General features: G+C 70.9%; 11 protein-coding genes. 6 read left to right on the forward strand and 5 right to left on the reverse strand.

The annotated features are described in order from the left end of the window. Positions 1-11 precede the first annotated feature (11 nt). Both M1203_RS22810 and M1203_RS22815 read right to left on the reverse strand, forming a co-directional pair. Positions 12-785, reverse strand: coding sequence for a response regulator transcription factor (locus M1203_RS22810; protein WP_249951624.1), 774 nt, complete (start codon positions 783-785; stop codon positions 12-14). Beyond that, entirely contained in the window at positions 782-1648 is an 867-nt protein-coding gene (locus M1203_RS22815; RefSeq protein ID WP_249951625.1) for a histidine kinase, read from the reverse strand. Before M1203_RS22815 ends, M1203_RS22810 begins: the two co-directional genes overlap by 4 nt. 250 nt (positions 1649-1898) lie before the next feature. On the opposite strand from M1203_RS22815, the gene M1203_RS22820 reads away from it, so the two are divergent. After that, entirely contained in the window at positions 1899-4280 is a 2382-nt protein-coding gene (locus M1203_RS22820; RefSeq protein ID WP_249951626.1) for an ABC transporter permease, read from the forward strand. A gap of 74 nt (positions 4281-4354) precedes the next feature. Here the strand turns inward: M1203_RS22820 and M1203_RS22825 are convergent, their stop codons facing one another. Both M1203_RS22825 and M1203_RS22830 read right to left on the reverse strand, forming a co-directional pair. After that, on the reverse strand, positions 4355-4888 hold the full coding sequence (locus M1203_RS22825) for an EF-hand domain-containing protein (protein WP_249951627.1): 534 nt from the start codon (positions 4886-4888) through the stop codon (positions 4355-4357). A 137-nt stretch (positions 4889-5025) separates the two neighbouring features. Then, a complete protein-coding gene (locus tag M1203_RS22830; RefSeq protein ID WP_249951628.1) occupies positions 5026-5955 on the reverse strand; it encodes a LysR family transcriptional regulator in 930 nt (309 codons plus the stop codon). 151 nt (positions 5956-6106) lie between these two features. Between M1203_RS22830 and M1203_RS22835 the strand changes: the two genes are divergently transcribed. Both M1203_RS22835 and M1203_RS22840 read left to right on the forward strand, forming a co-directional pair. Further along, complete coding sequence (locus M1203_RS22835; protein ID WP_249951629.1) at positions 6107-7525, forward strand: MFS transporter; 1419 nt, start codon at positions 6107-6109, stop codon at positions 7523-7525. Positions 7526-7600: 75 nt separating this feature from the next. Further along, the gene (locus tag M1203_RS22840; protein WP_249951630.1) at positions 7601-8185 is read left to right on the forward strand and encodes a pyridoxamine 5'-phosphate oxidase family protein; all 585 of its coding nucleotides are present in this window, start codon (positions 7601-7603) and stop codon (positions 8183-8185) included. Here the strand turns inward: M1203_RS22840 and M1203_RS22845 are convergent. After that, positions 8166-9323, reverse strand: coding sequence for a hypothetical protein (locus M1203_RS22845; RefSeq protein ID WP_249951631.1), 1158 nt, complete (start codon positions 9321-9323; stop codon positions 8166-8168). The genes M1203_RS22840 and M1203_RS22845 overlap by 20 nt on opposite strands. A 454-nt stretch (positions 9324-9777) precedes the next feature. Between M1203_RS22845 and uppS the strand changes: the two genes are divergently transcribed. The 3 genes from uppS (at position 9778) to M1203_RS22860 (ending at position 13200) form a co-directional block, all read left to right on the forward strand. Continuing rightward, a complete protein-coding gene (gene uppS, locus M1203_RS22850; protein WP_249951704.1) occupies positions 9778-10467 on the forward strand; it encodes a polyprenyl diphosphate synthase in 690 nt (229 codons plus the stop codon). A gap of 137 nt (positions 10468-10604) precedes the next feature. Then, positions 10605-12065, forward strand: a complete 1461-nt coding sequence (locus tag M1203_RS22855) for an oxygenase MpaB family protein (RefSeq protein WP_249951705.1) — start codon at positions 10605-10607, stop codon at positions 12063-12065. A gap of 220 nt (positions 12066-12285) precedes the next feature. Continuing rightward, on the forward strand, positions 12286-13200 hold the full coding sequence (locus tag M1203_RS22860) for an NADP-dependent oxidoreductase (RefSeq protein WP_249951632.1): 915 nt from the start codon (positions 12286-12288) through the stop codon (positions 13198-13200). Positions 13201-13251 lie beyond the last annotated feature (51 nt).

Raw genomic sequence — 13251 nt, forward strand, 5'->3', positions numbered from 1 at the left:
CTGGACGTCCCCTAGACGGCGGGGCCCCCGGGCGAGACCAGACCCGTCTCGTAGGCCAGGACCACGGCCTGGGCGCGGTCGCGCAGGGCGAGCTTGGCGAAGATCCGGGCGACATGGGTCTTCACGGTGGCTTCGCTGAGGGTGAGCTCCCGGGCGAGTTCGGCGTTGGAGAGGCCGCCGCCCATGAGGGTCAGGACCTCCAGCTCGCGAGGTGTCAGGGCCGTGAGATCGCGATGGACGGCGGGCGGTCCGGGCACGCGGGCGGGCCGGTTGCCGGACGGGTGGCCGGGCGGACTGCCGGGTGGAGGGCCTGGACGGTGGTCGCTGAAGGCGAAGCGTTCGACGAGGCGCCGGGTGATCGAGGGGGAGAGCAGCGCGTCACCGGTGTTGACGAGGCGTACGGCGGCGGTGAGGTGCTGCGGGGTGACGTCCTTCAGCAGGAAGCCGCTCGCGCCGAGGGCCAGCGCGGCGTAGACATAACGGTCGAGGTCGAAGGTGGTCAGCATGAGCACCCGGCACTCCGGGTTCTGTTCGAGGACGCGCCGGGCTGCCTCCAGTCCGTCCATGTTCGGCATACGGATGTCCATCAGGACCACGTCCGGGCGCAGCCGACGGGCTGCCGCGACGGCCTCGGCTCCGTCGGCGGCCTCGCCGACCACCTCGATGCCGCGCGTGGTGAGGATCAGCCGGAAGCCGGTACGGACCAGGGCCTGGTCGTCGGCGATCAGAACACGCGGGACCGGCTCGGACGGGGTGCCGGGCGCGGTGTCGGGTACGGCGCTCATGGCCGGTCCAACGGAATCCGCGCGCGTACGCGGTAGCCACCGCCGAGGCGCCGTCTGGCGTCCAGATCGCCACCGTAGACGGCGACCCGTTCCCGGAGCCCGAGCAGGCCGCGCCCCGCTCCGCCCCTCCCGTCCATGGCCGGCTCTCCCGGCGCGGGCCGGTGCCCGGACAGCACGCTCGGCCCGCTGTTCAGCACCTCGACCCGCAGACAGTGGTCGGCGTACCGCACCGTCACCTCCGCCTGCTCGGCGCCGCCGTGCTTGAGCGCGTTGGTCAGGGCTTCCTGGATGATCCGGTACGCGGTGAGATCGATCCCGGCCGGGAGCGGGCGGGGCTCCCCGGAGATGCGCACCTCGACCGGCAGCCCGGCGAACGCGATCCGGTCGATCAGCGGGCTGAGCCGGCTCAGGCTCGGCTGCGGTGACAGGGCCGCCGCGCCGGTGGAGCCGTCCGGGTCCTCCCCGTCCTCCCCGTCCTCGCCGCTCTGCGACGGCGCCAGCAGCCCCAGCAGATGACGCAGTTCGGTCATCGCGTCACGGCCCGCGCCCTCGACGGCCCGCAGCGCCGTCTCGGCCTCGTCCGGCAGCGTCGCCAGCACCTCGCGGGCGGCTCCCGCCTGGACGACCATGACGCTCACGTTGTGGCTGACGATGTCGTGCAACTCCTGGGCGATCCTGGCCCGTTCGGTGTCGACGGCGGTACGGGCCGCGCTCTCGCGTTCGCGTTCGAGGAGCCAGCGCCGGTCCCCCAGGGCCTTGCGGTGCAGACGCCGTGCCCGTACGAGCGCCACGGCCAGCCGGCCGGCGACCGCACAGGCCGCCACGAGGGCGGCGACCAGCGCGCCCGTCCCGGATATCCCCACGGATCCCACCTTCTCAGACGGCCCCCTGGACGCGCATCCATCCCCGGATCCAGCGCCGTACATCCGTGGGATGACGCGGCCCGGAGATTACCTCCGGGGAGGGACGTACGGGCCGTACCGCTCCCCCCAAGCTTCTTGCCATGGTTACCGAAACCGCAGAAGAGACAGGACGGATCACGGCGGAGGCCCTCGCGATGACTCCGTCGACTCCGTCGGGCCAGGCGGCTCCGGACACTTCGGGGCGGACCGCGTGAGCGCCGTGTGGCGGGCCTCGCGCGCGGCCGTACGGCGGCGCAGGCTCCAGACGATCGTCATCGGTCTTGTCGTCTTCTCCTCCACGGTGGCGATCGTCGTGGCACTCGGGCTGCTCGAAGCCGCCTCGGCGCCCTTCGACCGCGCCTTCGCACAGCAGCGCGGCGCCCATGTGGTCGCCTCGTTCGACCGGGCCGGGGTCCCGGACGCGCGGTTGGGGGCGACGGCGCGGCGGCCGGGGGTGGAGGCCGCGGCCGGTCCGTTCGAGCAGGCCGTCATCACCGTTCCCGACGCCGGGGAGGGGGCCGGGGGCGGGTCCGGAACCGGGACCGGGGGCGGCGCCGGTACGGAATCCGGGGCCCCGGCCGCTCCGCGCGTGATCACCGGCCCTCTCACGGTCGTCGGACGCGCCGACCCGGCCGGTCCGGTGGACCGGGTGCGCCTGCTGGCCGGCCGCTGGGTCACCCGCCCCGGGGAGATCGTCCTCCAGGCGCAGGGCGCCGACCGGGAACTGGGCACGGTGATCAGCGTCCCCGGAGGACCGCGACTCACCGTCGTGGGCTGGGCCAGCAGTCTCAGCCGGTCCGCCCAGGGCTGGGTCACCCCCGACCAGATCGGGGCCCTGCACCCGACCGCGACGCAGATGCTCTACCGGTTCGCCGGCTCGGCCTCCGCCACGGACGGCGGGATCGAGAAGGCGATGGCCTCGGCCATGGCGGACCTGCCGTCGGCGTCGCTGCTCGCCTCGCAGTCGTACCTCAGCATCAAGCGGGATGTCGGCCGCACGGCCTCCGCCTATGTGCCCTTCCTGCTGGCCTTCGGGATCCTCGGCCTGGTGGTGGCGGTCCTGATCGTCGCCAATGTGGTGAGCGGCGCGGTCGTCGCGGGGCTCCGGCACATCGGGGTCCTCAAGGCGCTGGGCTTCACACCGAACCAGGTCGTCTCCGTCTATCTGGTGATGGTGCTCGTCCCGGGGGCCGTCGGCTGTGTCACCGGCACCGTACTCGGCGGCATCGGGGCACAACCCCTCCTGAAAAGCGTCTTCATGGGGATCGGGACCGAGGATCTCGCCGTGGGCATCAGCCCATGGGTGTACGGCGTGACGCTGCTCGGGATGCCCGTCCTGGTCGTCCTCGCCGCGCTCGCCCCCGCGCTGCGCGCGCACCGGCTCCCGGCGGCCAGGGCGATCAGCGCGGGCAGCTCGCCCCGCGCCGGACGCGGACAGCGCGTACAGCGGCGGCTCGCGGGCACCCGGCTGCCGCGCTCGGTCAGCCTGGGGCTTGGCCTGCCCTTCGCGCGGCCGGGCCGTACGGTCCTGACCCTGGCGGCCGTCGTCCTCGGCGTGACCACGGTGACGCTGGCGACCGGACTGTCCAGCACGATGACCGCGTACGGCGAGGCCGCGCAGCGGGTCGGGCACGTACACACCGTGGTCCATGTGGGCAAGCCGCAGTTCGGCGAGCCCGCGCCGAAGCAGGGCGACGCCGAGACGGAGGCCCTGCTGCGCTCGCTGCCCGGCGCGGTCCGGGTGACCGCCGACGCGTGGATCGAGGTCAACCTCGCCGGGTACACGGAGACCATCAACTGCCAGTTCTTCCGGGGCGATTCGGACACCCTGGGCGAGACGATCGCCAAGGGCCGCTGGCTGGAGGGCCCGGGAGAGGTGGTGGCGTCGCCCGCGTTCCTGAACAAGCGCGGCCTGGAGGTCGGTGACCGGGTCACCTTCGCGCTGGACGGCAGGAAGGCGTCCGCCACGATCGTCGGCGAGACCATGGACGGCATGCCCGACCGGCTCCAGTCCAACTGGGAGACGCTGACCGCGTTCGCACCGGACCGCGAGGCCAATCAGTACGAGGTCCAGCTCGCCCCGGGCACCGCCGTCGACACCTACAACGCGGCCGTCAGGGCGGCGGACCCGGGGCTCAGGCCCCTGGCCCTCTCCGAGACGAACCGCGACGCCGTCGTCATCATCGGCTCGGCCTCGGCGCTGACCGTCCTCCTCGCGACGGTCGCCGCGCTGGGTGTCTTCAACACCGCCCTCCTCAACACCCGCGAGCGGCGCAGGGATCTGGGCACGCTCAAGTCCCTCGGCATGACACCGCGTCAGGTGAGCGTGATGGTGGTGACCTCGATGGCGGCGCTCGGCGCGGTCGGCGGCGCGCTGGGCATCCCGGCCGGCATCGGCGCGTACGAACTGATCATCCCCGCCATGACCGACGCGGCGGACGTCAGCCTCCCCGCCTCCATGACGGACGTCTGGCAGGCCTCCGTACTGGCCCCGCTCGCCCTGACGGGCATCGTGATCGCGGCGCTCGGCGCCCTGGTCCCGGCCCGCTCGGCGGCGCGGCTGACGATCGCGAAGGTGCTGCACAACGAGTGAGGGCGCCGCACAACGAGTGAGGCCGGTCGTCGTCCACCCCAAGCCCGGAGCGATCGCGCCCGTTCTGAGGCCGGTCAGAGCGCCGGTTCACCGACCAGATGGTCACCAGGGATGCCGGCCTTGGTGGGGTCGTAGTAGTCCCTGATGCCATCGGCCCAGGTCACCCGCGCGATCCGGTCCGCGTCCGTGGGCCCGAACGCGTCGAAGAGGGAGTGGATGTTGGGGAGCCGGAAGCCGATGGCCGTCATGAGCGCGACGAATGTCGGCCGCCTGACCAGTCCGTCGCCCTCCAGATCGCCCAGCGCGGACAGTGTTTCGGCGAACTCGTCGACCGCTTCATCGAAGCGCTCCGGAGAAAGGACACAGGCCACGTACTCGTCGAGGCCGACCTTGCCGTCGCCGTCGGCGTCCAGTTCGCCGACCACGGTCGTCCAGTACGTCCGGAACGCGGCGACCATCGCGCTCTTCGCCGCGTCGTCGGCGCTGGGTACCGCCTGGACGACATGCGTCGCCATGAGCTCGAAATCGTCCGCTTCGAGATATCCGTTGCCGTTGACGTCGAAGAGTGTGAAGACCAGCTTGACCCGGTCGAGTGCTTCCGTACGCATGGTGTCTCGCCCTCCGTCAGGCCCTGACCGGCGTGCACGCATCGTGCACGCGCGTAGGCGTTTCCACTGTGCGAGGCAGGGGGCGGTGCGTCCCGTGAAGTGCCGAGGCATTCATCAGGATGAGTGAAAGCGGTTTATCAGAGGGCGAGTTGGGGGTCCTTCGTCACTTCGAGGACCGCTCGCGCGAAGACCTGGACGGCGCCGGTGTCGTCCCCGGCCCGCCACACCAGGCCGTACCCGATGGGTTCGGCGTCCTCGAAGGGCAGGTACGTGACGCCCGGCCGCGTGAAGTATGTGGCGGTGTGCGCGGCCGACAGCAGGGCCCCCTTGCCACCGGCGACGAGCATGAGCGCCTCCTGCATATGGGTGACGGCAGGGCCGCGACGGATCGGTCTGCCGCTGGGCGTGTGCGCGGGCACCCGCTGTTCCAGCCGGTAGTCGGGGAGTTCACCGGCGATCGTGAGCAACGGCACCTCGGCCAGGTCTTCGAGCGACACCTTCCCTCCGGCGGCCAGCGGATGCCCGGCGGAGACCGCCAGCACGCGCCCCTCCGTGAGCAGGGTGGGGCCCCCGCCGAGATCGTCCTCCCGTACGGGGAACTCCGTGAGCTGGACATCGAACTCGCCGCTGCGCAGCTGCCCGAACGGATCCGAGAGCGGCACCTCACAGATCTCCACGCCCAGCTCGGGATGGCCGGCGCGCAGCGCCTCCGCGGCCTTCATCACGATCTCGCCGGCCAGCGGGGTGGAGAACCCGACATGCAGCACGCCACTGATGCCGCGCGCGGTGGCGGCGGCACGCGCGACGGCGGCGCCGACCGCGCGATGGTGCGGTTCGAGGTCGTCACGGAGCTGCCGGCCGAGGGCGGTGAGGGCGACGCGGCGGCTCGTACGGACGAACAGCGGGGCGCCGACGCGGCGTTCCAGGCGCTGGACGAGCTGGCTCACCCGGGCCCGGGACAGCCGCAGCCGGTCCGCGGTGCGGCCGAAATGCAGCTCCTCGGCGAGGATGAGAAAGCACTCCAGTTCAACGCGCTCCATGGTCGCCCCCGGTTCAACGCGCTCCATAGCTCCCCCGGATCGGTGCGCCGGCCAGGTCGGGCCGGGCCGGATCGGTAAGCCTGGCTTGACGAACGTTGCGATCTTCGCCGTTGTTCCCCCACAGCCGCTGATCGATGGTGATCGAGCCAAGACTTCCCTACACCATCGAGGAATTCAGATGAGTACGCGTGACTGGGGCGTGCTGTTCGTCCTGTGCGGTGCGATCTTCCTGGAAGGCATCGACGTGGCCATGCTCAATGTGGCCCTCCCCTCCATCCGCTCCGAACTCGGCCTGTCCACCGGCGAGTTGCAGTGGGTCATGAGTGCGTACGTCCTCGGGTACGGCGGCTTCATGCTGCTCGGAGGACGGGCCGCCGACCTCTTCGGCCGCCGCAGGATGTTCGTCTTCTGGCTCACCGTCTTCCTGCTCTTCTCGGGCCTCGGCGGGTTCGCCACCGACGGCTGGACGCTGATCGTCGCGCGGTTCGTCACCGGCGTCGCCGCCGCCTTCATGACCCCGGCCGGACTGTCCATCATCACCACGAGCTTCGAGGAGGGCCCGCGCCGCGACAAGGCCCTGCTCGTCTACTCCGGCACGGCGGCGGGCGGCTTCTCGATCGGTCTGGTCGTCGGCGGGTTGCTCACCGCGGTCGACTGGCGGTGGGTGTTCTTCGCGCCGGTCGTTCTGTCCTTCCTCGTCCTGACCGCCGCGCTCGCGCTCCTGCCCAGGTCGCCGCGGCCGGACCGGACCGGGGAGAGCGTGGACCTGGCGGGTTCGGTCACCATCACCGCGGCCATCGTGCTGCTCGTCCTCGGCGTCGAACGTGCCTCCCACACGGGGATCGGCTGGACGCTCGGCACGCTCGCGGCGGGCCTGGCCCTCCTCGGTGTCTTCGTCGCCGTCGAACGGCGCTCGGCCTCTCCGCTCGTACGTCTGGGCATCTTCCGCGTCGGACCACTGGTGCGCGCCAACCTCTCCGCGCTGCTGTTCGCGGCCGGCTTCTTCGGATTCCAGTTCCTGGTGGTGCTGTATCTCCAGGAGCTGCGCGGCTGGTCGACGCTCCAGACGAGCTTCGCGATGATCGTCATCGGTATCGACGCCATACTCTCGCCCACGCTCACGCCGAAGCTGGTGGCCCGGTTCGGCAACGCGAGGGTGATCTTCGGCGGTCTGCTGCTGGCCGCGCTCGCCTACGCGCTGTTCCTGCCGGTCGGCGCCGACTGGACGTATCCGATGATGTTCCCGAGCCTGATCATCCTCGGGCTGGCCTTCGCGCTGGCGTACGGCCCGCTCACCATCGCCGCCACGGACGGTATCGAGGAGCGTGAACAGGGGCTGGCCGGCGGCCTGCTCTACACCTCGTTCCAGTTCGGCGCCGCGCTCGGGCTCTCGGCGGTCACCGCCGTGAACGTCGCGGCCACCGACGCGGACTCGCCGGCGGCCCTGCTGGACGGATACCACGCCGCACTGGTCGTCCCGTTCGCGGCGGCCCTGCTCGCCGCCCTCGTCAGCGCTTTCGGGCTGCGGTCGCGGAAGGGCTCGGCGGTCGCGTACGGGGAGGCGCAGGCCCGCCCCGACACCCCCGCTGCCCGCTGACCGCCGGGCTGCCGGATCGCCGGGCTGCCCGATCGCCCGACCGCCGGATTGCCCGACCAGTGTGAGGAGCCCTTCATGGCCGACCGAGCCAGTGCCTTCGCCGAGATCCAGGACACCTTCTTCAGCTACGTCCGCTCCATCACCTACGCCACGATGATCACCGTCGACCGCGAGAACCGTCCCAGGGCCCGCGTGCTGCTCCCCGTCTGGGAAGTCGTCGACGGCCACCCGGTCGGCTGGCTCGCGGTCTACAGGACCCCGGTCAAGACGGCCCACCTCGCGGGCAATCCGCACACCACGTACGCGTACTGGAGCCCCCGGCAGAACGCCGCCTTCGTCGACAGCGTCTCGACCTGGGCCGAGGACGAGGAGTCCAGACGCCACGCCTGGGACGTGTATGTCGAGGGCGGTCCGCCGGGGGTGGGGTACGACCCGGCCCGGTACTGGCGCGGCGGACCCGAGGATCCCGAGTACCACGTGATCCGTATCGATCCCTGGCGGATCCAGCTGGTACGGGGCGCCGATCTGCGGAGCACGCTCTGGTACCGCGACGAGCGGCCGGGCGGCGACGAGCGGCCGGGCCGCGCCGAGCCGCCGGGCCGAGACGAGCCGCCGGGCCGCGGTGGTCCCGACGGGTCGGTCAGCGCGGGTCGGGCGTGAGGGGGAGCGTGGTGGAGCGTTCGATCAGGCCGTTGACCGTCTGATCGCCGTGGGAGTCCATGGGCGTGGTGTAGTCACCGACGGCCCAGAAGGCTCCGGAGTCACCGGCCGGGGCCAGATCGTAGAAGGTGTAGGACGGATACCGGGTGTCGCCGTCGGGGGCCGTGGCTCCGGGCTGCTTGGTCCAGCTCGTGCCGTCGTAGTGCCAGAACACCGGCCACGAGCGGGGCGATTCGGACTGGTCGTTGCCGGTGACCCACAGACCGCCGCGGCCGTCCGGGGCGATCGCGTGGAGGTAGAGGCCGGCGAGCGAACCGGTGATGTCCTCCCAGGCGGTCCCGTTCCAGTGCGTGACGCTCGGGACGGGCGGGCCGGCGTCGGGGCCGTCGGACCATCCGGCCACGTAGACGCTGTCCGGGGAGTCCGCCGCGATCTTGGCCGTGTCCGTACCGGCTCGTACGGGAGGCTCCTCCAGCAGGGTCCAGGTCGTACCGTCCCAGTGGTAGGTCACCGGATGGCCGCCGTTCACGGGGTAGCGCATGCCGGTCGCGTAGGCGTCGTCCGCCGACAGGGCGTCGATGTCCCGGATGTCGACGAGCGGTGGCAACGCGAACGTCTGCCATGCGCCGTCCGCGTAGGTGTAGAGGGCATTGCCGCCCTTGAAGAGCCGCCCCGGTACGGCCTTGATCGGGACCTCGGGCCAGGAGTCGTCGGAGGGGCCGGTGGTGGGAACGGTGCTCCAGCGCTCGCCGTCGTAGTGCACGAGGACCTGGTCCCTGTTCACCATGCCGTAGGCCCAGACGTCGTCGGCGGAGACGGCGCTGACCGACGACCACTCCCACACGGCGGGAAGCCCCGGAGCGGTGTTCTCGCTCCATCTCTCGCCGTCCCAGCGCATGATGACGCCGTGCTGAGCCTTCCTGCCGACCGCCCAGGCAAGATCCTCGCTGAGGGCGGAGACCGACTTCAGGGACTCAACGGGGCTGTTTCCGGAAAGGGAGAGCTCCCAGCCGGAGGCCGTACCGGTCGATTCCGCCGAGTCGGCGGCTCCGGCGGTTCCGGCGGCTCCGGTGGTGAGGAGGGTGGCGGCGAGAGTCAGCGAGGCGGCGGCGGTACGCAGTAGGTGCCGTGTATGCATCGGTGGGCGTTCCTTTACGGCGAGAGAGAGGCCCCTGCCACCTCGGCGCACCCCTGGCGGCGCGCGTACGGACGGTCAGGGCTATCTGACGAACAGTCAGACTCGCGTCAGTGCCGCATGGTTGTAGCCGACTGCCCGGCCGGGAGACCTGGACAGGGGTGGTCGCGTTCGTGCGCCGCACCGAAAATCGTACTGACGTACTAAGGGTGAATGTGCGGAGATCGCGATGTGCGCGGGGTCGGGGACCGGCAATCTGCTGAGGGCCGATCGCGGGGGAGCAGCACGTATGACGGTTGAACGAGCCGAGGCCGAGGCCGAGGCCGAGGCTGACGGCGACACCGGCGGCGACACCGACGCCGACGGCACCTCCGCCTCGTCGTCGGCCTCCGCACCCCCGCCTCACCCGGCCGCCGAGGACCGGCAGGAAACTGTGCCACGTCATGTCGCATGCGTGATGGACGGGAACGGCCGGTGGGCGGCACGGCGGTCATTGCCCCGTACGTCGGGTCACCGGGCGGCGGAGGCGACGGTGATCGATGTCATCGAGGCGGCACGGACAGCGGGGGTGGAGTGGCTGAGCCTGTACGCCTTCTCCACCGAGAACTGGCAACGCCCGAGCGGCGAGGTCGATTTCCTCATGCGACTGGTGCGCCGCGTGGTACGTAAACACGCCCCGCTGCTGCACGCGCGCGGCATCCGCTGCCGGTTCCTCGGGGTGACGGACCCCAGGATCCCCGGACCGCTGGCCCGGGACTTCACCGACCTGATGACGCTGACCAGCAGGAACCGGGGCATGACGCTGACCGTGGCCTTCGATCACGGCGGACGCAGGGACATCGTCGAGGCGGCACGATCCCTCATCCGGGACGGGGTGCCGGCCGACGCCGTCGATGAGCGGCTCTTCGCCGCTCATCTGCCCTTTCCCGACACACCCGATGTGGACCTCCTCATCCGGACCTCCGGCGAACAGCGCATCTCCAACTTCATGCTCTGGCAGGTGGCCTACGCCGAGTGGATGTTCCCGCCGGTGCTCTGGCCCGACTTCCGCGCGCCGCACTTCCTGGAGTGCCTGCACACCTACCGGCAACGCGATCGCCGCTTCGGCGGCGTGACGCCGCACGCGAACGGAGAAGCTCACTCGTGACGGATACAGGCCCCGGCAGCCGCCCCAAGGACGCACGTACCGAAGCCACCGGTCACCACGGTGACCTCTCGGGGCCACCTCCTCAGACACCCCCTGAGACACCCTCTGAGACACCTTCTGAGACACAGCCCGGCTCCCTGTTCGGCCCCGACGCGCAGTTCCACCGGTTCTTCAACGATCCGCGCTGGGCCCTGGCCGTACTCAGGGCCACGGTGCTGGAGGCCGCCCATCCGCAGATCGGCGCGGCCCTGATCGACAACTCGACGTTCGTGGCGCACCCGTGGCGGCGGCTGCGCAACACCCTCGTCAGCCTGCAGCGCATGTTCGGCGCCGACGACGACACGCGCCGAAGGGAGGCGGCGCGGCTCAACCGCCTGCACGCGAGGCTGAGCGGTACGGACGCGCGGAACCGGCCGTACGACGCGATGGACCCCAAGGTCCGCGCCTGGGTGGTCGCGACACTCTTCGAGAGCTCCGTCACCATGTGCCGACTGAGCGGTCAGCCACTCGACCGGACCACCATGGAACAGCTCTACGCCGAATTCCAGGCGTATCTCGGGGTCTTGGGGGACCAGGGCGGTCATCTGCCGCCCACGTTGAAGGAGTTCTGGCAGTACTACGACCACACGGTCCAGGAGGAGCTGGAGGACACCGAGGCCCTGCGCGTCATCCTCTACAAACTCTTCGACCATCTCCCGGCGCCGCCTCTGCTGCACGGCCTGCCCACCGTATGGGCGGCGGGTCGCGCGCTCGCCGGTCCGGTCCTCGGCACGATCACCGTGGCGTCTCTCCCCGAACCCTTCCGCCGACGGGCGGGTCTGCCCGAAATCCCCGGTGCCCAGGCGTTGATGCAGAGCGCCTACCTGGGCGTCGGCCTGGCGCGTTTCCTGCCCGACAGCTGGCTCCAGGCCGAGAACATCACCAACCTGCTCTACCTGTCCCCGGACAGCGACGACCCGCGCGCGGCGACGCTCAACGAGCTGCGCGGCCGGATGAAGAGGGCCGGCGCCCTGTTCCGGCTGGTCACACCGTTTCCGGCGGAGCACGGTCCGGCGGAATACGGTCCGGCGGAGGAGGCGGGGCCGCGGCGGGGCACCGAGGCGCGGCGGAGCGCCGAGGAATTCTTCACCGAGGTACTGGACCAGACCGGGGACGGCTATCTGGACTGGCCCGATCTCGCCGCCATGGCACGGGAGTTGTCCTCCCGCCTCGATCTGGACGAGCCGGAGGAGACCAAGCTCTACAACGCGTACGCGGAGTGGTGGAGGGAGCTCCAGGCGGCTCTCGACCTCGACGGCGACGGCCGCGTCAGCAAGGAGGAGTACGCCGCTGCCGTCCCCTCCCTCGCCGGCCCCGCGCTGATCAGGGTCGCCGAGGTGCTCTTCAGCGTCACCGACACGGACGGCAACCAGCGCATCGACGCGGACGAGTACCGGGCCCTGTTCCGAACGGGATTCCGCCGCACGATGACCGATGCCGACGCCGCTGCGGACGCCGCCGCGACGTACTCCCGCAGCGCATTTGTGAAGGACTTCCTCTCCTTCATGGCGGGCCGCCGCCGCTCGACCGCCTTCGACCCACTGCTCGCCGAGGCGTAGGCAAGTGGCCCGACGCAATACCGCGGAAATGGCCCACGCGGATGGGCCGCCTTGAGCGTACGGTCGATATCACGACGGCAAATGACCTCCTGCCCGCCCTGGCAAGTGGCCCCGCCGCTCACCGGGCGGTGTGATGGGTCGTCGGCTGCCTGTCCGACCGTGCTGAACGGGCACCTGTGTGCCTGTGCTCGAAAGAACCTCATCCGAGCGAGGATCCGCCATGCGAGCCATCATCGTCCGAGACCGTGACGCCGGTGTCGGTGGACTGTCCCTGTCGGACATGCCCTATCCGCACGCCGCTGAGAACGACGTGATCGTGCGCGTGCATGCCGCGGGGTTCACCCCCGGCGAGCTCGACTGGCCCGGAACGTGGTGCGACCGCGCGGGCCGCGACCGGACCCCGAGCGTGCCAGGACACGAACTGTCAGGTGTCGTAGCCGAGTTGGGGTATGGCACCACCGGCCTCACCGTCGGCCAGCGAGTGTTCGGACTCGCCGACTGGACCCGGAACGGATCACTGGCCGAGTACGCGGCGGTGGAGGCCCGCAACCTCGCCCCACTGCCGGCGGACGTCGATCACACCGTGGCCGCCGCGCTGCCGATCTCCGGACTGACCGCATGGCAAGGTCTGTTCGACCACGCGCGGCTCACGACAGGACAGACCGTCCTGATCCACGGCGCGGCGGGCGGTGTCGGATCGATCGCGGTGCAGCTCGCACACGAGCGGGGAGCCCGAGTGATCGGCACGGGCCGGGCCACCGACAGGGACACGGCACTGCGTCTCGGCTCGGACGCCTTCCTGGACCTCCAGGCCGACCGCTTGGAGGACGTCGGCGAGGTGGACGTGGTGTTCGATGTGATCGGCGGCGAGATCCTCGACCGCTCGGCCGCCCTGGTTCGCGCCGGCGGGACACTCGTCACCATCGCCGGGCCACCCACGGTCCGGCCCACCGACGGACGGGCCGTCTTCTTCGTCGTCGAACCCGATCGCGCCCGACTCACGGACCTCGCCCACCGGCTCAGGGACGGACGACTCAAGCCCATCATCGGTGCGGTACGACCACTCCCCGAGGCACCCACCGCCTTCGCCCCCGACCGGCGCACCCCTGGCAAGACGATCATCCAAATCCCATAAGAACGCCCCCAGAAACGGGCGAAGACAGCGCACCCACACACGACGAAGGCC

Source organism: Streptomyces sp. 35G-GA-8 (assembly GCF_023534745.1).
In the GTDB taxonomy this organism is placed as follows: domain Bacteria; phylum Actinomycetota; class Actinomycetes; order Streptomycetales; family Streptomycetaceae; genus Streptomyces.